Source organism: Cryobacterium sp. AP27 (genome assembly GCF_056680495.1).
The window spans coordinates 2936979-2956827 of sequence record NZ_CM155285.1; the positions used below are offsets into that span (position 1 = coordinate 2936979).

Consider the following 19849-nt stretch of genomic DNA (forward strand, 5'->3'; position numbering starts at 1 on the left):
GCGGGTCGGAGGTTTTGGGGGTTGCAGGTGTTATCGAAGGCCTCGACCACGCGGTTTAATCATCACAAGGGCAGCTGGTTCGGCGGCATTCGTGACGCCGTAGACGGGCTCGTGCGCTCCTCCCCCAGCCGGTTCGCCATCCTGATTTTCACGGCCCTGATCCTGCTGTTCACGGTCCTGTTCTCGTTGCCGATCGCGTCGGCCGATCGCACGATCACCCCGCTGCACGACGCTCTCTTCACCGCGGTGTCGGTGATTTGCGTCACGGGTCTCACCACCGTGGACATGGCCACGCACTGGTCGGCCTTCGGCAACATCCTCGTATTCATCGGGGTGAACGTCGGCGGAATCGGCGTGCTCACCCTCGCGTCGATCATGGGGCTCGTGATCTCGCGCCGCCTCGGCCTGCGCAGCAAGCTCATGGCGGCAAGCGACAGCAACCCGTCCCGGATCCATGCGGGCCCGGTCAATGAGGGCCAGGCCATCCGGCTGGGTGAGGTCGGAAGCCTGCTGCTCACGGTCGCCGTCAGCGCCCTGGTGATCGAGATCGGTGTGGCGGCGCTCCTGTTCCCGCGGATGCTCACGGCCGGCGTCGATGCCGTCCAGGCCGTGTGGCACAGCTTCTACTACGCGGCGATGGCCTTCACGAACACGGGCTTCACCCCCAACGAGCTCGGAATCGGGCGATTCAACGAGGATCTCTGGTTTCTCGGCGCCCTCATGGTCGGCGTCTTCCTGGGCAGTCTCGGCTTCCCGGTGATCTATGCCTTCGCCCGCGGGTGGCGCAAACGTCGCGTCTGGTCGCTGCACGTCAAGCTGACCCTGGTGACGACGATTGCGCTCATGTTCGCCGGCATGGTCATCTACATCATCCTCGAGTTCGACAACCCGAAGACCTTCGGGTCGCTGGATGCCGGCCACACCATCTTTCAATCGCTTTTCCTGTCGGTGATGTCGCGCTCCGGCGGATTCGCCACGATCGAGATCAGTGACCTGCACGGATCGAGCCTGCTCGTCACGGACATGCTCATGTTCATCGGCGGAGGCTCCGCGTCTACCGCCGGCGGCATCAAGGTGACCACCCTCGCGATCCTCTTTCTCGCGGCATTCGCCGAGGCCCGCGGAAAGGCCCAGATGGAAGCCTTCGGACGCCGGATCCCGAGCGATATCCTCCGGCTCTCCGTCAGCGTCGTGCTCTGGGGGGCGACGACGGTGGCCGTGTCGACGATCCTGATTCTGCACATCTCCAAGGCCCCCCTTGAACATGTTCTCTTTGACGTGATCAGCGCTTTCGCCACCTGCGGCCTGTCCACGGGGCTCACCGGCGACCTGCCGCCGTCGGGGGTGTACGTACTTTCGGCCACCATGTTCATGGGACGGGTTGGTACAGTAACTCTCGCCGCCGCACTGGCTGCAAGCCACAGCAGGCAGCTGTTCAAGCGCCCCGAAGAAAGGCCCATCGTTGGTTGACCGCCTCAAGCACGACGCCCCCGTGCTCGTCATCGGACTCGGTCGCTTCGGCGCGGCCACAGCAGGCCAGCTCGATCGCCTCGGCCGGGAGGTGCTCGTCGTCGACATCAGCGAAGCCCTCGTGCAGAAGTGGTCGGAGCGCGTCACACACGCCGTTCAGGCGGACTCCCGCTCGCTGGAGGCCCTGAAGCAGATCGGCGCAGAGGATTTTTCCATCGCCGTGTGCGCGGTGGGGTCATCCGTTGAAGCGAGCGTGCTCATCGTGGCCAACCTCGTGGACCTCAAGGTGCCGCAGATCTGGGCCAAGGCGATCTCCAAGTCCCACGGCAAGATTCTCGAGCGCATCGGCGCCCACCACGTGATCTACCCGGAGGCGGAAGCCGGCGAACGCGCCGCGCACCTCCTGTCGGGGCGCATGCTCGACTTCATCGAGTTCGACGACGACTTCGCCCTCGTCAAAATGTACCCACCGAAACCGATTCGCGGACTGAACCTGATCGAATCCGGCGTGCGAGCCAAGCACAAGGTCACCGTGGTGGGCGTCAAGAGTCCCGGCAAGCCGTTCACCTACGCGACCGCCGACACCGTGGTGTCCGACCACGATTTGATCATCGTGTCCGGCACCGAGGGTGACATTGAGCGTTTCGCGGCCCTCGGTTCCTGAGCGGCACCATCGAACTCGATGAGCCGAAAGCGCGGTCTGCGGTTAGCCTTTCATTGGGGGTAAGAACCCGTTTGCTCAAAAGGTGGCCAAGATGACTCAAGATAATGCCGGACTCCCCCGGATCAGTGCGCTGGTTCGCGCGGATGCCACCGGGCAGGTGATCATCGACGGCACCAGCCAGATCGTGGTCGCGGTCGACGACGCCGGCGTTCGTGAGGAGATCGTGTCGGTCGCCACCGGAGTCGCCCGCGACCTCGACTCCCCCGTACGCCTTGAGGTCGAAGACGAGCAGGGTGTGTGGCCGCTCATCATCTACCCGGGCGGCCGGGTCGAATCCTCCGGAGACGTCGTCCCCACGACCGGTCCGCTGGGCACGCACACCGTCGAAAACGCGCAGCTCGCCTCTCCGAAGACCGATACGGCCGACACCGGTTCGGCGGTCGAGACAGACCGCTCCGCGGACATGGAGCGGTCAGACGACGTCGACCTCGAGCCGGTCACCGACCTGTCGTTTGCCCAGTTGCTTCGCCCTGCCCCCTTCGCGCGTCCCGTGGATCGTTCCGCGCCCGCCGACACCGACACCCGCACGAGCGGCCGTTCCGTGGGCTTTGACGCGTCCAACGTGACGCAGTTCGACGCGGCATCCGAGTATTCACCGGCATTCACGCCGCGCTCCGCCGCACTGCCGGCGGACGGTGTGGAGCCGGCCGACACCTTCGGTGTCTCCTTCATCGACTCGCTGCTGCACACCTCGGGGCCCGCCACCGCGGGCGGCGGAACCCAGGCCGAGGATGCGCAGCCGACCGCACGCTCCGACCGCTCGATCGTCACCCCGGCAACACGCCGGAGCGGTCCGCCCAACCTCGCCGATTTTCTCAGTTCCCGGCCGGCGCCGCCGGCCGGACCTGCGTTGCAGGGCTGGCAGGGCGCCATCCGTCGACTCACCGGGGGGCTGATTTCGGTCGGCGCGAGCGCGAGCGAACTGGCCCACCGCAACGCCGTCTCCGCCGTGCAGCGCAGCCTGAGCGGCCCGCGCACCATCGTGGTGCTCAACCCCAAGGGCGGGGCGCACAAAACCACCGCCACCCTGCTCATCGCCGCTACGTTCGGCATCTACCGCGGCGGCTACACGCTCGCGTGGGACAACAACGAGACCATGGGCACCCTCGGGGTGCGAGCGCAGGCGGCCCGGCACACGAACACGGCCGTCGACCTGCTGCGTGACCTTGATCGTTTCTCCGATGTGCGCTCGGCACGCGTCGGCGACCTCGACAACTATGTGCGCAATCAGGGCGACGCGCAGTTCGACGCGCTGGCCTCTGACCTGGACCCGGCCGGAGCGGCGAGCATCGACGCTGTGGCGTTTCGCAAGCTCCACGCCACGCTCAGCCGGTTCTACCGGGTGCTCGTGATCGACACGGGAAACAACATGCGGGCCAGCAACTGGGAAGCGGCCGTCGACACGGCCGATCAGCTCGTGGTCGTGTCGACGATTCGGGAAGACACCGGCTACGGCGCGGCGTCACTGCTTGACGGCCTGCGTCGCAAGGGACACGCCGACAAGGTGGCCCAGGCGGTCACCATCCTCGCCTCACCGTCCAAAACCGTCGACCAGCAGCTCTCGGCCCGCCTGCACGACCACTTCGGCCAACTCACCCGCACCGTGCTCGACGTGCCGCACGACCCGTCGCTCGTGGGCGGCGGGCCGCTGAACGTGGACACGCTCGCGCCGAACACGCGTGCCGCGTGGTTGCAGGCCACGGCCGCGATCGCCGAAGGCCTCTAGCGGCACACGCCCGGCCGCCGCGCGATGGCCTCCGGTTGTTACTTCAGGATCCGACGGCCCGGCGCATCCGCCGGCCGCATGAACGTGCGGCCCGGCGGATGCGCGGGAGCGGGATCTCCTGAACCAGGAACCGAAAGGGCGGGCCCTGCCGGCTTGTCAGGCGCGGATCAGGACGCGGCGAGTTCCCGGGAGCGCGCGAGCGCGGCATCCGTCGCGGTGTCGAACAGCTCGCGCAGTCCGCCCTTTTGCAATTCGGCCACGGCACGCTCCGTCGTGCCGCCGGGGCTCGTCACCTGACGGCGCAGCTCCGTGGCCGACTTGTCGGAGACGGCGAGCAGCGCACTCGCGCCGAGGAAGGTGCCGTTGACCATGACGGCGGCCTGTTCAGGGGTGAAGCCCTTCGCCACGGCCGTGGCGGTCAGCTGCTCGATCAGGTAGAAGACGTAGGCCGGACCGGATCCCGACACGGTGCCGAGGGCATCGAGCTGTTCCTCGGGCACGACGAGCACGTCGCCGACGGTGGCGAACAGGGCCTGAGCCAGTGCGAGGTCTTCGGCGCTGGAGCGCGATCCGGCGCTCAAGCCGGTGACGGCCATGCCGACGACGGCGGGGGTGTTGGGCATCGACCGGATCACGTGGGCGGAATCGGGCAGCAGCGATTCGAAGGTGGCGACGGTGACGCCGGCGCAGACGCTGATCACGAGGGCGCCGGGCTCCAGGTGATCGGCGATCTCGGTGAGCAGGTCGGGCACCATGTAGGGCTTGACCGCCACAACAACGATCTGGGCTCCGGTGATGGCCTTGAGGTTGGCCTCGGGGTCGTTCTCGGTGGCGAAGGCCGTGACGCCGGCCGTTCCGGCGAGCTCGGCCGCCTTCTCGGCCGTGCGGTTGGTCGTGCGAATACCGCCATCGACCTCCACACCGGGCTTGAGCAGTCCAGCCAAGACGGCCCGGGCCATGGAGCCGGCTCCGAGGAACGCGATTGTGGGCAGGGTTACGGTTTCGGTAGAAGTCATCCGTTCAGTCTACTTTCGCGTCCCCTGCCGACGCGTGGTGGGACTGAAACACGGAGCGTTCTAGGATGGGCGAATGAGTGCATCCGGCGGCAACAAGGCAATCGTGGCGGCTTTCGGCGCCAATCTCGGAATCGCGGTGACGAAATTCGTCGCGTGGGGTTTCTCCGGCTCCTCCTCCATGCTCGCCGAGGGTGTGCACTCCCTCGCGGATTCGGGCAACCAGCTGCTTCTGCTGCTCGGCGGCCGCAAGGCGAAGCAGCAAGCCGACCGGGAGCATCCGTTCGGTTATGGACGCGAACGCTACGTGTACGCCTTTGTGGTGTCGATCATCCTGTTCTCGATCGGTGGCGTTTTCTCCCTGTATGAAGGCGTGAACAAGCTGCAGGATCCGCATCCGCTCGAGATGGCGTGGATCCCCATCGTCGTGCTCCTGGTCGCCATGGTTCTCGAAGGTTTCTCGCTGCGCACCGCCGTGCGGGAATCGAATCATGTGCGCGGTGAGCAGAGCTGGGTGGAGTTCGTACGCCACGCGAAGGCTCCCGAGCTGCCCGTGGTGCTGCTTGAGGACGTTGCGGCGCTCACCGGACTCATACTGGCGTTCCTCGGCGTGGGAATCACGATCATCACGGGCGATCCGGTCTGGGACGCCGTCGGCACCATCTGTATCGGTGTGCTCCTGGTGATCGTCGCTGTCGTGCTCGGCATCGAGACCAAGAGCCTGCTGGTGGGCGAGGGGGCGAACACGACGGACCGGAGCGCGATCGAAGCGGCCATCCTTGCGGGCCCAGAGACGGCCCGCATCGTTCACCTGAAGACGCTTTACCTCGGCCCCGACGAAATGCTCGTCGGGGCAAAGGTCGCCGTCGACTCGAACAAGCGCTTCTTCGTCGTGGCGGCCGACATCAACGCCATCGAACAACGCGTTCGTGCCGCCGTACCGGTCGCCCGGGTAATCTACATTGAGCCGGATGTCTGGATCGACCCCACGGACGCCAGCCCGCCCACCGACACCTTTGTGATCAAAGGGCTGGAGTAGCACCACCGGCCCGGGCACCCCGGCGGGCCGGGTCGTCGAAGAAGGCCCGCAGGAGGTCGCCGCATTCCTGCTCGGCCACCGCACTGAACACCTCGACCCGGTGGTTGAGCCGCCGATCGCGGAGCACGTCGTAGACCGAGCCTGAGGCTCCCGCCTTCTCGTCCCATGCACCGAACACCACGACGGGCAGGCGGGCGGCGAGGATCGCCCCGGCGCACATGACGCACGGCTCCAGGGTTACCACGAGGGTGCATCCGGTGAGGTGCCAGTCGCCCGCGGCCAGGGCTGCCGCGCGAATGGCGACGATCTCGGCGTGCAGGGTCGGGTCCTGGTGCAACTCGCGTTCGTTGCGTCCGCGGCCGATGACGTCGCCGGTCGCATTCACCACCACGGCTCCAACCGGGACGTCTCCGGTGGCCAGGGCGGCGCGCGCCTCGTCAAGGGCCAGCCGCATGAGCGCTGCGTATGCGTTCATGGTTGACACCGTCCTTGTCGTCGCGCGGCATGCTCACAAAGCGGAGCAGTAGAATCGAGCCTATGCGAGTCCATGTAGCCGACCACCCGCTCATCACCCATAAGCTCACGGTGCTGCGTGACACGACCACTCCCTCCCCCCTCTTTCGTTCGCTGGTGGAAGAGCTCATGACACTCCTCGCGTACGAGGGCACCCGCGGCGTGCGGGTCGAAGCGGTCACGGTGCAGACCCCGGTATCGGCCGCCCAGGGCGTGCGCATCAGCGACCCGAAGCCCCTCGTCGTGCCCATTCTGCGCGCCGGCCTCGGAATGCTCGAGGGCATGGTGAAGATGCTGCCGACAGCCGAGGTGGGCTTTCTCGGAATGGCGCGCAACGAAGAGACGCTTGAGCCGACCACGTACGCCGAGCGCCTGCCCGATGACCTGTCCGATCGGCAGTGTTTCGTGCTCGACCCGATGCTCGCCACCGGCGGCTCGCTGATCGCGGCCATCAATTTTCTTTTCGCACGCGGCGCCACCGACGTCACCGCCATCTGTATCCTCGCCGCACCCGAAGGTCTCGCGGCCGTGGAGAAGGCCCTGGAGGGGCGCGAGGTCACGATCGTGCTCGGTGCGGTCGATGAGCGTCTCGATGAGAACGGCTACATCGTGCCGGGTCTCGGCGACGCCGGTGACCGCCTGTACGGTCTCGTCTAACCCCGGTCGGTACCCCCGTCCCCGGCGCGTCGCCGCAGCTTCTGCGGTCCACGGCGCGCCGGAGGGCGCCAAGTTCAATGAAGTTTGATGAAAGACCGCTCCGTCACAGATTCCTTCGTCAAAGGCCCTTTTGTGACGGATTCGCCTACTCGCGTTCGAGCGGATGAACGTGGTGCGCGTCACGCGGCGTAACCCCTCGTAACCGAATTGACACACCACGTCACATTCCGCTTGACTCGCAGTTATGACAACAACCGCAACCCCCCTGACCTCCCTCGAGGCCCCCGGGAATGCCGGCATGATGATGGCCGGTTCCCCCGCCGTCGCCTGTTGTCGAATGTGCCGCTAACCAACGCGCGGCCCCCTCGCTGAGTTCCCAGCCTATTCATCTTCACCTGCGCAGTAAAAAAGCGGTGACCGGATAGCCGAACTCCCGAACGCTTCCCTCCGGACGCCTTCGACACCCGGCACTCGTGCCTCACACCCGAACCCAGAGCGCCGTACGCCGGGTTCGCCCCGCTTTTCATGCAAGGAGTTCTCTCATGTCGCTCGCCCAGATCCACTCCAGCCGCCCCGCCCTCAAGATCGTTGACCAGCCGGCACCGCGCATTCGTGCCGTACCCAGCGGAACCGAGGCCCGCGGCTTCGTTCTCTACGTCGGAATCGACGAGGCCAAGGCGGCCGCCGCCGGTACGAGCCTGCACCGTATCGTTGAGGCGCTCAAAGCGCTCACGGGCGATATCGCCCCGTCCGCGGAGACCTACGCGGCCGTCGCCCTCGCCCCGGAGAATTCCGGCGGCCGCGATGTCGACGTGGTTCGCCTGGCGCTCCAGGACCCGTCCGCCCTCGCCGACCACCGCACCGAGGTCGAAGAGCTCGATCGCGCACGCAGCGGAGTCGTCGTCGACATTTCCCGCAAGCGCGTCATCCTCGACAATGAGACGGCCAGCCTCACCTACAAGGAATTCGAGCTGCTGCAGTACCTCGTACTGCGCGAGGGCCGGACGATCGACCGTGCCGAGATCATCTCCTCACTGTGGGACGCCAACGACGACGAGGACACGCCGAACGAGCGCACCATCGACGTGCATGTGCGCCGCCTCCGCGCCAAGCTCGGACGCTATGAGGACATCGTTCGCACGGTGCGCGGTGTCGGTTACCGCTTCGACCGCCACGCCGACGTCTCGATCCGGCAGGCGACCACGCCGAGCCCCGACCGCTTCTAACGGCGCTCAGGGACATGGGCGACGGGGACATGATTGAGGGCCGGTCGTAGAGGCTACGGCCGGCCCTCGTCCCTTGCACCAAGAGTGTCCTGCAATCACATTCACGTCGTCCGCCACAGCAAACGGTTGACGCACTACGAATATATAACGAATGAATAACGAATGCCACCCGTGCGGCCGTTATTCTCCTGTAAATTCCCTCCGAGCCGTCTCGATGCGCGACCGTCCTGCATGAGTCCCTATCCTTAGAGGGATCGTGGCCTCAGTCCGTGAGGAGCGATGGCAATGGCGAGGAGCCGGAGTGGTTGATCGGGACGTGGCCGTGACGGCATGGGAGTCGCTCTTCCGGGCCCAGGTGGCCATCATGCGCAGCCTCGCCGCTGATTTTCCATCGCGAGACATCTCCCTCAACGAGTACGACGTGATGTTCAACCTGTCCAGGCAGCCTGATCGCCGCATCCGGTTGCGGGATCTGAACAGCCACGTACTGCTCACGCAGCCGAGCGTGAGTCGCCTCGTGGACCGCCTCGTCGCGCGAGGCTACGTCTGCAAACTCATCGACCCGGACGACGGACGCGGCGCGATCGTGCAGCTCACGCCGGAGGGGCTGGCCCTGTTCAGGCGCGTTGCCGTGGCCCACATGGACACCATCGTCGATCGGATCAGCGACACCCTGAACACGGACGAACTGCTCGAACTCACCGATTTGTGCAATCGACTGCGCACGCGCGGGGCCAGCTGACCAGACGCGGCAATGGCGGTGGGGCGAGGGCCCTACCCCGCACCCCACCGAGGCAGTCCTTCCCAGGAATGCCTTCCTCACCGGACATCCGAACAAGGTCCGGCGAGAACACTTCGACCCCGGGCAACTGCACTGTCGCCGTAGGGAAATTAAGAATATCTCACCTACCGCACATGGTAGCTGAGTCTGCCCCCATTTGACCGATCCGACGACATTGGGGGGCACGCCTGAGCGGGCGCGTGGCCCCCATTGGCACCGCAGACGGCGATGTTGGGCGATAGTGGCCCTTTTGTTCACGACCCCAACGGCCCCCTCGGGCAAGCCGCCCCTTTCGAGGGCCACGGAGCTCGCCTAGGATAAGCAGGCCGGGTCACAGCACCCCGGTGGGCGTTGTTGTCCCGGCACCTTTTTTTGATTCCTTGGCGACCGCGACGAAGAGAAACGCCCATCGCCGCGCAGGCCGCTGGCACCCTCGATTTCGCCCTGTCCAGAACCGTTGATTCCGACACGCTCTACGGCGATTCCGTCGCCGTGTCCCTGAACGCGTCGAACAGCGGCGCGACACCGGGCTACAACCTGTGGGCACCATCGGCAACACCGTCTGGCTCGATGCGAACGGCGACGGTGTCAGAACTCCGGTGCGGCCGGGATCCCCGAGGCGACGGTGACGCTCACCTGGGCGGGCCCGGACGGCGCGCTCGGGGCACGTCGAGCCTGTCCGGTATCGTGTTCGATGACTCGAACCGCAGTGGCACTCAGGACTCGGGAGAGAGAGGCATTGCGGGGGTGGAGCTGACCCTCACCTACGATGGCCCGCGCGGCCCGCTCTCGATCGTGATGACGACGGACTCCGACGGAGCGTGGTTCCGCTGGGCGCTCTTCACCGGAATTGCCTTGCTGTTCCTGGGTGGCGGAGCGTACTTCCTGTCGCGTCGCCAGGAACGGCGCCGGCCACAGTAGGCGTCCCGTAGTCTCTCGCTTAAACCACAAAAGCCCCGCAACCACTGGGATTGCGGGGCTTTTTGCTGGTGCGCCCGGAGGGATTTGAACCCCCGACCTATTGATCCGTAGTCAATTGCTCTATCCGCTGAGCTACGGGCGCCTAATTACTTCCGACTGAACCGCTCGGAGGCAACTTGAAAACTATACCAGCCTTTTGCGACTCGTCTTGCCCATCGCCCCTCTCGCGCCGAAAGAAGTGCCTCAACGACGGCCCCCTAGCCCGTGCCACCGGCCGGTGGTTTACTGGCCGCATGGCTTCCCCGACTGCTGTTGAAACGTCATTCGACTACTCGTCCCTCAGAGCCCTGTTCATCAATTGCACGCTCAAACGAAGTCCCGAAACCAGCAACACGCAGGGGATCATCGATCTGAGCGCGCACGTCATGCGAGGCCAGGGCGTACACGTCGACGTGGTCCGAGCGATCGACCACGACATCGCCACCGGCGTCTACCCCGACATGACCGAGCACGGTTGGGCGAACGATGCCTGGCCCGCCCTGTTCGAAACGGTGCTCAGCGCGGACATCCTCGTGCTGGCCGGCCCCATTTGGCTCGGGGACAACGGATCCGTCACCAGGCGCATCGTCGAACGCCTCTACGCCATGTCGGGGCAGTTCAACGCCAAGGGCCAATACATCTACTACGGCAAGGTCGGCGGAGCCCTCATCACCGGCAACGAAGACGGGGTGAAGCACTGCAGCTCCAACCTGCTGTACAGCCTGCAGCACATCGGCTACGCCATCCCACCCGGAGCGGATGCGGGGTGGATCGGCGAAATCGGCCCCGGCCCCGGGTATCTCGATCCGGGGTCCGGCGGCCCGGAGAATGACTTCACGAATCGAAACACCACATTCATGAGTTGGAACCTCATGCACCTGGCGGCGATGCTGCAGGCCAACGGCGGCATTCCCGCATGGGGCAACCTGCGTAAGAGTTGGGACCACGGCGAGCGATTCGGGTTCGCGCCCCAACCGGGATAGTCGAAACCACGCGAAACCAGCACTCAGCACTCAGCACCGGACATCGGACATCGGACATCGGAACAGGCATCGGAACAGGCACGGGAACGGGAACGGGCGTCGGCAGGAAGGGGCGCGGCACATGGGCACGCACGCATCACCAGTCATCAGCACCTCCAGCACCTCCAGCACCTCCGTCGTACGCAGCACAGGCAGCGCGCCGCCATCCCTGCCTCATCGACGCCCCGCGTCGCTGATAAACGCTGCCGGCACCCTCACGCAGAGCAGCGCAGCCACGCACGATCACGGCGCTCCTGCCGTCCCCGACACGGCAGCTCCGTCGGCGCGCACCGCATGTGACGTGTCCGTGACGGGAGGCGTTGTGCGGGGGGTTCGCGAGGGTCCCGTCGTGGCGTGGCGCGGAATTCCCTACGCGGCACCACCGATCGGCCGGTTGCGCTTTCGCGCTCCCCAGCCGGTGGTGCCGTGGCGTGGCATCCGGGACGCTCGTCGTTTCGGGGACGTGGCCTGCCAGATTCCCCGAAGCCCGCTGCGCGTGAAGTCCGCGCGCACGCAGGCGAGCGAGGACTGCCTCACCATCAACGTGCTCGCACCCGCGGTGGGACGGCGCACACGGCTGAGCCTCCCCGTGATGGTATTCATTCACGGCGGCGGGTACAGCGTCGGCTCATCACAGGATTTTCCGGACCAGGGCGAGGCGTTCGTGCGCACGGGCCGGGTCGTGTACGTGAACTTCAACTACCGGCTCGGCGCCCTCGGCTATCTGGATTTCAGCCGGTATTCGACGCCGGCACGGCCGTTCGAGAGCAATCTCGGGCTGCGTGACCAGGCGGCCGCCCTGAAATGGGTGCACGAGAATATTCGTTCTTTCGGCGGCAACCCGAACAACATCACCCTGTTCGGCGAATCGGCCGGAGGCAACGCAGCCATCACTCTCATGGCCACGCCGTCGGCCCGCGGTCTCTTCTCTCGGGTCATCGCCCAGAGCCCGCCGCCCGGGGCTGCGTACGCCCCCGAATTGGCCGCCGCGTGGGCCGACGAGTTCCTGCACGAGCTGCGGCGGCTGACGGCCGACGACGAGCGCGGGCCCGCCGAGCTGCTGGAACACGCGGATGTCGGCCACTTGCTGACCGCCGCCCTCACCCTCCAGATGCATACGCCCGATGCGCAGCCCGGGACTTTCCCGCTCGCTCCCGTGGTGGACGGGGATTTTCTCCCCGAACGACCGGTCGACGCGTTCCGGCATGGTCGGGCGCACCGCGTGCCGTTGATCATCGGGACGAATGATCGGGAAGGGTCGGCCTTCAGAGGGCGGGTGAGTATTCTTCCGACGTCACGAGCCCGCATCCGGGCGCTCTTCGAGCGGGCGCCGGAGAACGTGCGTGACGCCATGCGCGAGGCCTATCCGGGATTGCACACCAGGCGCATGTCATCGGATTTCGGCGGCGACTTCGCCTTCTGGTTTCCGAGCGTGACCGTGGGATCGCTGCACTCCCGAGTGGCCCCCGTGCACTTTTATCGCTTTGATCTTGCGCCTCGCTTGATGCACGTGATCGGCCTCGGCGCCACGCACGGCATCGAACTCTTCGCCCTGTTCAATGACGTCGACACGGTGTTTGCCCGTACGGCGACGTCTCTCGGCGGACGACGGGCGTTCATCAACGCGGGCGAGCGGATGCGCCGGCATTGGGTGCACTTCGCATGTACGGGTGTCGTCGAGCACTCGTGGCCGGCGTACACCGAAAACGATCGCCGAACTCTGATCATCGACGCGATCGATCGGGTGGAATCCGACCCGCGCGGCCACCGTCGGGAGGCCTGGCAACGGTTTCTGCCCGACGTTTAGCCCAGCCCCGGGCGCGGGCTCCGCCGTCGCGAAGGTGTTTAGCCGTATCGGCCTCACGGTCGGTACGGCATCCACCTCCGCGGAGCGAAGCCAGAGCGGGGCCCTAGTGCTGAGCCGCGGACGTGTCGGGAGCGTCGGGAGCTGGCGACTCGGGCGCGTGGGGCCGAGGGTCGTGGGGCTTGGGGCGCGGTGTGTCAGACATCTGTAGTACCTCTCTCAAGTTACTTTCCGGTCTGTCGGGCGAGCTATCGACCGACGTACAGCTGACCGTACTCCCCTTCACCGGCATTGCCGTGCAACCCACCCGGAAAGGGCCAAGCAGTCCGTGACACGCCAGGCTAGTCATGATAATGTCATTACAACTTGCCAAACAGAACACAATGTAAGGGGCCGGCATGAGCGCGACGAACGAAGAGAACGTGCTTCCCATGGGCCTCTTCATGGACCTCGAACGGTCGGGGCCGATCCCCCTGTACTTCCAGGTGTCGCAGCGTATTGAGAAGGCGATCCTGAGCGGCGAGCTGCCCGTCGGCGCACGCCTCGAGAACGAGGTCGGTCTGGCTGAGCGCCTCGGGCTGAGCCGCCCGACCGTGCGCCGAGCCATCCAGGACATCGTCGACAAGGGCCTGCTGGTTCGCCGCCGCGGGATCGGCACCCAGGTCGTGCACGGCCAGGTCACGCGCAAGGTTGAGCTCACCAGCCTCTATGACGACCTCACCAACACACACAAGGTCCCGTCCACCCACCTGCTCACGTTCGAGAGCGTGCCGGCGGATGCCCCAGTGGCGGAGAAGCTCGCGTGCGACGTGGGAACCCCCATCCTGCATATCCGTCGCGTGCGCCTCGCCGACGACGTTCCCGTGGCCGTGATGGAGAACTGGCTGCCCGAGGAGTTCCTCACAATGGAGCCCGAGGACCTCGTGACCTACGGGCTGTACCAGGTGCTGCGCTCGCGCGGTGTCACGATGCGCGTGGCTCGCCAACGCATCGGCGCCCGCAAGTCGACGCACGAAGAATCCGAGCTGCTCGACGTGGAGAAGAACGCGGCCCTGCTCACGATGGACCGTACCGCTTTCGACGACTCCGGCCGCGCCGTCGAGTTCGGCCATCACTGCTACCGCCCCGATCTGTATTCCTTCGAGGTCACCCTCGTCGAGAAGTAGCCGCTAGGCCGTCGGGGGCCTCCTGAGCTCTTCGGCGAGGGCGTCGAGCTCCGCGCCTCCGGCCATCAGCCGGGTCATCTCGTCGAGCGAAATCTCGCTCCGGGCAAACAACCCGAGGCTCGTTCCGCGGCGCAGCAGCAGGAAGCGATCGCCAACGGGGTAGGCGTGGTGCGGATTGTGCGTGATGAAGACCACGCCGAGCCCGAGATCCCGAGCCTGCGCGATGTATTTGAGCACCACGGCGGCCTGTTTCACGCCGAGCGCGGCGGTCGGTTCGTCAAGGATGATCGCCTTCGCCCCGAAGTACACCGCACGGGCGATGGCGACAGACTGCCGCTCACCTCCGGACAGAGTGCCGATCGGCTGGTCGACGTCGCGCAGCTCGATGCCCATCCGGGCCAGCTCGGTCAGCGTGGTGCGTCTCATCCGTTTCACGTCGAGGCGGCGGAAGGGCCCGCGCCCGCGTGTCAGTTCGGAGCCGAGAAAGAAATTGCGCCACACGGGCATCAGCGACACAACGGCGAGGTCCTGGTACACCGTGGCGATGCCGAGCGCGAGAGCGTCGCGCGGGCTCCCGAAGCGGCGGGGTTCGCCGTTCCAGAGCAGCACCCCCTCGGACGCCGCGTGTGCCCCCGCCAGGATCTTGATCAGCGTCGACTTGCCCGCGCCGTTGTCGCCGAGCACGCAGAGCACCTCCCCCGCCCCGACGGACGCCGATACGCCACGCAGCGCCACGATCGACCCGTATGTCTTGCCGATGCCGCGAACCTCGAGCAGGGGCGTGACCCCGGATGCCGCCGCGCTCACGATCGCTCCCCCGCCTGGCGTCGCACGTACAGGTTGACCAGCACCGCTATCAGCAGCATGCCGCCCAGAAACGCCTTCAGCCAGTTGTTGTCCCACTGTGCGAAGACGATGCCCTGCAGGGTCATGCCGTAGATCAGGGCACCGAGGGCGGCGCCTATCGCGGATCCGTAGCCGCCGGTGAGCAGGCATCCGCCCACCACGGCGCAGATGATGTAGATGAATTCCTGACCGATACCCGTCGTCGCCTGGACGGTCGACACGTCGAAGAGTTGGAGCATACCCACGAGCCAGCCGGCGCCCGCGGTGGTCATGAACAGGCCGGCCTTCACCCTCATGACCGGCACGCCGAGCTGCCGGGCGCTCGCAGGCTGCCCGCCCACCGCGAAGATCCAGTTGCCCGCACGGGTGCGCAGCAGGATCCATGTGGCCACGGCGGTCACCGCGATCCACCAGACGACCGCCGTTTTGATGTTCGCGCCCAGGAACGGGAACGACGACCCGAAGTACACCTTGACCGCGTCGAAACCGGGAACGGCCCCCATGCCCTGGATGGCCACGGACCCGGTGATCAGCTTCGTCACGGCCAGGTTCATGCCCTGCAGGATGAAGAAGGTGGCCAGCGTCACTATGAAGCTCGGCAGGCCGGTTCGCATCACGATGACCGCGTTTCCGGCCCCGATCAGCAGCGCCGCGGCGAGCGCGATCAACATGGCGAGCCAGATGGCGAGCCCCCACTGGGTCGTCATCACACCCACGATGAGGCCCGTGGTTCCGGTCATCGCACCGGCGGACAGATCGAACTCCCCGCCGATCATCAGCAGGGCGACGGCGACGGCCATGATCCCGAACAGTGACGCCGAATAGAGCCAGGTCGAGACGCCCGCAGGGGTGAGAAACACGGGTGCCATCAGCGAGAAGAACGTGAAGACGGCCAGTGCCGCGACCGCTGCCCCGATTTCGGGCCGACGCAACAACGTCACGGTGCGACGTGCGGTCGTGGTCCGTTCATGGGCCGGCGCGAAAGCGGTGCGCGTCACCGCGTACCGTTGGCGGCGAACCGGGCGACCTCGGCCACGTTGTCGCTCGTGACGAAGCCGGGCCCTGAATACACCGGCCGGCCGCCACCGACCGTGTCGCCGTTGCGCTTCTGCAGCGTGAGGAACACGACCGGCAGGTATCCCTGAGAGTAGGGCTGCTGGTCCACGGCGAAGAGAATTTTGCCGTCTTCGATGAGTGTGGTCACGTCGGCGGACACGTCGAAGGTCGCGAGCGTGGCGGTGCTTGATGCTTCGGCGATCGCCTGCGCCGCGGCGACACCCACGGCCGGTTGGAGCGTGAGCACGCCATCGATCGACGGGTCGGCCAGGAGCTTGCTCTTGACCGTGTTCTGGGCATCCGCGATGTTGGCAATATCGACCTGCACGTTGGACAGGGTGCCGCCGAGGGTGTCGGCGGCTCCCTTGCAGCGATCTTCAAGCCCGGAGTTCCCGGCCTCATGGATCACGCAGATCACATTTGTCACGCCGGCCTTGGCGAGCTGCTCCCCCGCGCCCTGACCCGCAATGAACTCGCTCTGACCCACGTGGGTCTGCGCACCGAATGCCTTCGATTCCTCGAGGCCGGAGTTGATGGTGATCACCGGGATTCCAGCCGCAACGGCGCGCTCCACCGCGTCTTTGACACCGGCGGGATTGGCCAGCGACACGATCAGGCCGTCGGGCTTCGACGCGATCGCCGCATCGATGAGCTGACTCTGCTTCACCGGGTCGCCATCGCCCTGGTACGTGACCGTGGCGCCCAGGTCGGTACCCGCCTGTTCCGCGCCACTCTTCACGACGTCCCAGAAGGAGTCGCCCGGGGTGCCGTGCGTGACCATCGCGATGACGGCCTCATCAGCCGATGCCGCGGTCGTCGTGTCGCCGGGGGCGGCGGTGCAACCGGCCAGGGTCAGCGGGATGAGGATGAGCGCGACGAGCCAACTCTTGTGCTTTTTCATTTTCTGCAACCTTCGTTGCCTCAATTCTGGCCTGTCCGACGCGAATTCGCCGCACCGGCGCACGAAAACGAGGCCGATGCCGTCTCCCGAACCGCACTCGGGAGTCTTGCGCTCACGCGTCACAAAACCGCACGTGCGCCCGAAATATTGGGCGCACGTGCGGTTTTGTGACGCGTGGACTCAGGCGAAACGGATGGGATCCATCATCAGGTCGCGCTGATCTTCCGGCGAATGTTGCCATGGCGGATCGGCATCCGTCGCTGTATATTGGGAGCGAAATGCGATAGTCAGTGCCTGCGCGCTGCGGCGGAAGCACGTCAGGCGAGGCTTCGCTTACGGGAATGTCGGCCACGTTCGCGTTCAGCACTCGCGGTCTGCTGGTCGGTGTTTTCGATACCAATCGAATACACGCCAGAGGAGGCGTTTGCAATGCTGAAAGAATTACATCCAGTTCTACCGGCCGCAGATCTCAGCCGCGTCCGCACGTTTTACCACGATGCGCTCGACCTGGATCCCGTCGAGGTGCTTGAGGGCATGCTCGTGTACTCGGGGCCGGGGTCCGGTTTTGAGATCTACGAGACAGAAAACGCGGGTACCGCCAAGAACACCCAGATGAGTTTCATCACCGACGATCTCGATGGCGAGATGGCCCGGCTGCGCGCACGCGGTGTCGTGTTCGAGGACTTCGAGGTCCCGGGCATGAAGACCGTCAACGGCGTCGCCGAGACGGACGAGATGAAATCCGCCTGGTTCAGGGACACGGAGGGCAACTTCATCTGCATCACGGAGATGCTGTCCTGACGCTCGCCCGCGTTATCGGGCGGATGCCGCCGGGTGTGGTTCCGGCGGCATCCGCCCGTGTGCAGGCTGGCTCCGGGCAGACCGGGCCCGGGCTAGTAGTCGCCCTCGCCGGGATGGGACTCGGCGTGCGAGGCCTTGAGCAGGGCGAGGTTGACGAGCAGGAACATGTCCAGGCGATCCGCCCGGTGCTCGGCATACTCGGCTGCTGTGGGATCGATCGCGAGCGAGATCAGGCGGGTTGACACGGCGTCGCGAATCTCCTCGCTCGCCTCCCGCTGGGCGCGTTCCACGAGCAGGGCAACGTGATCCTCGGCGGCGGCCTCGGCATCCAGGGCCAGGGTGAGTCTCTTGTGCACCTGCAGGCGCAACGCGAACTGGGTCAGGTCCCCGCGTTGATCTTCGGTGAGATCGAGTCCCCACCGGTGCTTGCCGACGTCTTTCCTCAGGCGACTGACGCGTTCCGCGTACTCCTCGTTCTGGCGGGCGAGCAGGCTCAGCTCTTCGCGCGCGGTCGCGGCATAGCGCGCCGGGTCGTAGTCGACGTGCTCCCGCAGGGCACCGATGATGATGTCGTTCTTGACCGCCATGCGCACGGCCGAGAGGGCGATGAGAAAACCCTCGTCGACCATCCGATCGACGGAGGGCGGCTCGGCGGTCGGTTCCTCGGGTGGGGCGACGGCGCGACGGCGCGAACGTCCTCGGCGCATGGCCACACCACCTCCCTGTGTACGTCTGATTTTACAGGGCGGAATGCGCTCCGCCCGCCGCCGTCACGTGCTGAGAAATTGCGCGCATCCGCCCAGCGCGATTCAGCCTTGCCCCTAGAATTCTCCTACACGCGGTCCCACCAGGGCGATGAACGGAGCACATTTCTATGAAACATGTATCGGAGTCAACGTGGGAGCGGTTGAAGGGCGAGGCCGCTGCCGACCTTTACGACGAGCTGCACCACGAGCCGGCGGCCGACGCGCCCGACGGCACACGGGCTGGAGCCGACAAGCCCGCCGTCCGGGAATACAGCTCGCATGCGGAGTCCGCCGACGACTAGCCCGGCACACTCTCGGAAACGTCGACGCCCGGCGGTGTGGCCGAGTCGGCTCCCTGCCGTCCGAAAGGTTGGTCAGTGACAGCCCTGAACAGGATCTTTCGAATCGGCCTGGGCCTGAAAGCCGCGGACGGAGTTCTGGAACTCGTCGGCGGCGTACTGCTGTTTGTCGTGTCTCCGAGTCAGATCAGTTCTGCTGCGCGCCTTCTCACCCTGCACGAGTTGGGTGAGGATCCCCACGACGTGATGGCGACGAGCCTGGTGCGGCTTGCCGAGAGCCTGACCGTGTCGGCGTCGCTCTTCGCTGCGCTGTACCTTCTCGTGCACGGCGTCGTGAAAATCGTCCTGGTGTGGGCAGTTCTCCGGAACTCGATGTGGGCCTACCCCTGGATGATTGCGTTTCTGCTGGCCTTCGTGACCTACCAGCTTTATCAAATCGCCCTGTCATTCTCGATCTGGCTGGCGCTGCTCACGGTCTTCGATCTTTTCATCGCCTGGCTCACCTGGCGTGAATATCAGTCACACCGCGCGCTCTCCGAGCCCCGCTGAGGGTGAGAACTCACGGCTTCGACGATGGCGAGGTGCCCTGAGCGCCTCGCCGCGGCCGCGCTACTCGGCGACGATGTCGCCCATGGCAGTGTTGCCCTTGCGGTCATCCAGTTTGCCGAAGGCGCTGTGGAGCAGGCTCTGCATCTTGTGCAGAGCCCCGGTCAGGGCGCTCTCGGGCGAGCCGGAATGTTCCGTGACAACGACCGGGTTGCCGCCCTCCGGGCGAGCCTCCAGGAGGCATTTGATGTGGTCCCCGGTGCTGTGACCGGAGCTCTCATCTGACAGGTGCACTTCCACGCGGGTGAGACGGGCACTGAAACGAGAGAGGGCGTCCGCGACGACGGTTTCCAAGCCGTCCGGCACCTCACCCGTTGCGGCAACACTGCTGGCGGTGTTCACGATGATCTGCATTTTCGCTCCCGTTCCTGCCGTCTGGCACCGTTCCGGGACACTTCAATATGCCGGAACGATCGCTTGCGACGGACCATGTGTGGTTCCTCTCAGGCTAGCGCGTCATGCCCCGGCCGTACCTGACACTGCGCTCAGGTTG

21 protein-coding genes and 1 tRNA gene are annotated in these 19849 nt (G+C 65.8%); 14 read left to right on the forward strand and 8 right to left on the reverse strand.

From position 1 onward, the window contains the following. The first annotated feature begins 21 nt into the window (after window positions 1-21). From AC1MB9_RS13900 to AC1MB9_RS13910, 3 genes are all read left to right on the forward strand, one after another. Window positions 22-1470, forward strand: a complete 1449-nt coding sequence (locus AC1MB9_RS13900; protein ID WP_479962523.1) for a TrkH family potassium uptake protein — start codon at window positions 22-24, stop codon at window positions 1468-1470. Then, window positions 1463-2134: a potassium channel family protein gene (locus tag AC1MB9_RS13905; RefSeq protein WP_479962524.1), complete on the forward strand. Its 672-nt coding sequence runs from the start codon at window positions 1463-1465 to the stop codon at window positions 2132-2134. Before AC1MB9_RS13900 ends, AC1MB9_RS13905 begins: the two co-directional genes overlap by 8 nt. Window positions 2135-2225: 91 nt before the next feature. Continuing rightward, window positions 2226-3920 (forward strand): MinD/ParA family ATP-binding protein, encoded by a 1695-nt coding sequence (locus tag AC1MB9_RS13910; RefSeq protein WP_479962525.1) that lies wholly within the window; start codon window positions 2226-2228, stop codon window positions 3918-3920. 167 nt (window positions 3921-4087) lie between these two features. Here AC1MB9_RS13910 and proC read toward each other — a convergent pair whose 3' ends face one another. After that, a complete protein-coding gene (gene proC, locus AC1MB9_RS13915; protein WP_479962526.1) occupies window positions 4088-4936 on the reverse strand; it encodes a pyrroline-5-carboxylate reductase in 849 nt (282 codons plus the stop codon). A gap of 73 nt (window positions 4937-5009) precedes the next feature. Here proC and AC1MB9_RS13920 point away from each other — a divergent pair, with 73 nt between their 5' ends. Beyond that, window positions 5010-5972, forward strand: coding sequence for a cation diffusion facilitator family transporter (locus tag AC1MB9_RS13920; RefSeq protein ID WP_479962527.1), 963 nt, complete (start codon window positions 5010-5012; stop codon window positions 5970-5972). Here the strand turns inward: AC1MB9_RS13920 and AC1MB9_RS13925 are convergent. Then, window positions 5956-6447 carry a nucleoside deaminase gene (locus AC1MB9_RS13925; RefSeq protein WP_479962528.1) on the reverse strand — a complete coding sequence of 164 codons (492 nt, stop codon included), beginning with the start codon at window positions 6445-6447 and terminating at the stop codon, window positions 5956-5958. The genes AC1MB9_RS13920 and AC1MB9_RS13925 overlap by 17 nt on opposite strands. 62 nt (window positions 6448-6509) lie before the next feature. Between AC1MB9_RS13925 and upp the strand changes: the two genes are divergently transcribed. The 4 genes from upp (at window position 6510) to AC1MB9_RS13945 (ending at window position 10070) form a co-directional block, all read left to right on the forward strand. Then, window positions 6510-7142, forward strand: coding sequence for a uracil phosphoribosyltransferase (gene upp / locus AC1MB9_RS13930; RefSeq protein WP_479962529.1), 633 nt, complete (start codon window positions 6510-6512; stop codon window positions 7140-7142). Window positions 7143-7684: 542 nt separating this feature from the next. Then, window positions 7685-8368 (forward strand): winged helix-turn-helix domain-containing protein, encoded by a 684-nt coding sequence (locus AC1MB9_RS13935; protein ID WP_479962530.1) that lies wholly within the window; start codon window positions 7685-7687, stop codon window positions 8366-8368. 301 nt (window positions 8369-8669) lie between these two features. Further along, window positions 8670-9110, forward strand: coding sequence for a MarR family winged helix-turn-helix transcriptional regulator (locus AC1MB9_RS13940; RefSeq protein ID WP_479962531.1), 441 nt, complete (start codon window positions 8670-8672; stop codon window positions 9108-9110). Between the two features lie 411 nt (window positions 9111-9521). Beyond that, entirely contained in the window at window positions 9522-10070 is a 549-nt protein-coding gene (locus AC1MB9_RS13945) for an SdrD B-like domain-containing protein (protein ID WP_479962532.1), read from the forward strand. Between the two features lie 66 nt (window positions 10071-10136). Here AC1MB9_RS13945 and AC1MB9_RS13950 read toward each other — a convergent pair. Then, a tRNA-Arg gene (locus AC1MB9_RS13950) sits at window positions 10137-10212 on the reverse strand. A gap of 151 nt (window positions 10213-10363) precedes the next feature. Between AC1MB9_RS13950 and AC1MB9_RS13955 the strand changes: the two genes are divergently transcribed. The 3 genes from AC1MB9_RS13955 to AC1MB9_RS13965 all read left to right on the forward strand — a co-directional run bounded on the left by AC1MB9_RS13955 (window position 10364) and on the right by AC1MB9_RS13965 (window position 14101). Beyond that, the gene (locus tag AC1MB9_RS13955; protein ID WP_479962533.1) at window positions 10364-11092 is read left to right on the forward strand and encodes a flavodoxin family protein; all 729 of its coding nucleotides are present in this window, start codon (window positions 10364-10366) and stop codon (window positions 11090-11092) included. A 121-nt stretch (window positions 11093-11213) separates the two neighbouring features. Further along, complete coding sequence (locus tag AC1MB9_RS13960) at window positions 11214-12938, forward strand: carboxylesterase/lipase family protein (protein WP_479962534.1); 1725 nt, start codon at window positions 11214-11216, stop codon at window positions 12936-12938. A gap of 395 nt (window positions 12939-13333) precedes the next feature. Beyond that, window positions 13334-14101: a GntR family transcriptional regulator gene (locus AC1MB9_RS13965; RefSeq protein ID WP_479962535.1), complete on the forward strand. Its 768-nt coding sequence runs from the start codon at window positions 13334-13336 to the stop codon at window positions 14099-14101. A gap of 3 nt (window positions 14102-14104) precedes the next feature. On the opposite strand, the gene AC1MB9_RS13970 is transcribed toward AC1MB9_RS13965, so the two are convergent. The 3 genes from AC1MB9_RS13970 to AC1MB9_RS13980 are packed head-to-tail and all read right to left on the reverse strand — an operon-like array spanning window position 14105 to window position 16904. Continuing rightward, window positions 14105-14908, reverse strand: a complete 804-nt coding sequence (locus AC1MB9_RS13970; protein ID WP_479962536.1) for an ATP-binding cassette domain-containing protein — start codon at window positions 14906-14908, stop codon at window positions 14105-14107. Beyond that, window positions 14905-15945 (reverse strand): ABC transporter permease, encoded by a 1041-nt coding sequence (locus AC1MB9_RS13975; RefSeq protein ID WP_479962537.1) that lies wholly within the window; start codon window positions 15943-15945, stop codon window positions 14905-14907. Before AC1MB9_RS13975 ends, AC1MB9_RS13970 begins: the two co-directional genes overlap by 4 nt. Further along, window positions 15942-16904 carry a sugar ABC transporter substrate-binding protein gene (locus tag AC1MB9_RS13980; protein WP_479962538.1) on the reverse strand — a complete coding sequence of 321 codons (963 nt, stop codon included), beginning with the start codon at window positions 16902-16904 and terminating at the stop codon, window positions 15942-15944. Before AC1MB9_RS13980 ends, AC1MB9_RS13975 begins: the two co-directional genes overlap by 4 nt. A 429-nt stretch (window positions 16905-17333) precedes the next feature. On the opposite strand from AC1MB9_RS13980, the gene AC1MB9_RS13985 reads away from it, so the two are divergent. Further along, window positions 17334-17705: a VOC family protein gene (locus AC1MB9_RS13985; protein ID WP_479962539.1), complete on the forward strand. Its 372-nt coding sequence runs from the start codon at window positions 17334-17336 to the stop codon at window positions 17703-17705. Window positions 17706-17797: 92 nt separating this feature from the next. Here the strand turns inward: AC1MB9_RS13985 and AC1MB9_RS13990 are convergent, their stop codons facing one another. Further along, window positions 17798-18412: a hypothetical protein gene (locus AC1MB9_RS13990; protein ID WP_479962540.1), complete on the reverse strand. Its 615-nt coding sequence runs from the start codon at window positions 18410-18412 to the stop codon at window positions 17798-17800. Window positions 18413-18579: 167 nt separating this feature from the next. On the opposite strand from AC1MB9_RS13990, the gene AC1MB9_RS13995 reads away from it, so the two are divergent. Continuing rightward, complete coding sequence (locus AC1MB9_RS13995) at window positions 18580-18753, forward strand: hypothetical protein (RefSeq protein ID WP_479962541.1); 174 nt, start codon at window positions 18580-18582, stop codon at window positions 18751-18753. Between the two features lie 75 nt (window positions 18754-18828). Beyond that, window positions 18829-19299: a DUF2127 domain-containing protein gene (locus AC1MB9_RS14000; protein WP_479962542.1), complete on the forward strand. Its 471-nt coding sequence runs from the start codon at window positions 18829-18831 to the stop codon at window positions 19297-19299. Between the two features lie 60 nt (window positions 19300-19359). Here the strand turns inward: AC1MB9_RS14000 and AC1MB9_RS14005 are convergent, their stop codons facing one another. Then, window positions 19360-19710 (reverse strand): HPF/RaiA family ribosome-associated protein, encoded by a 351-nt coding sequence (locus AC1MB9_RS14005; RefSeq protein WP_479962543.1) that lies wholly within the window; start codon window positions 19708-19710, stop codon window positions 19360-19362. Window positions 19711-19849: the final 139 nt, after the last annotated feature.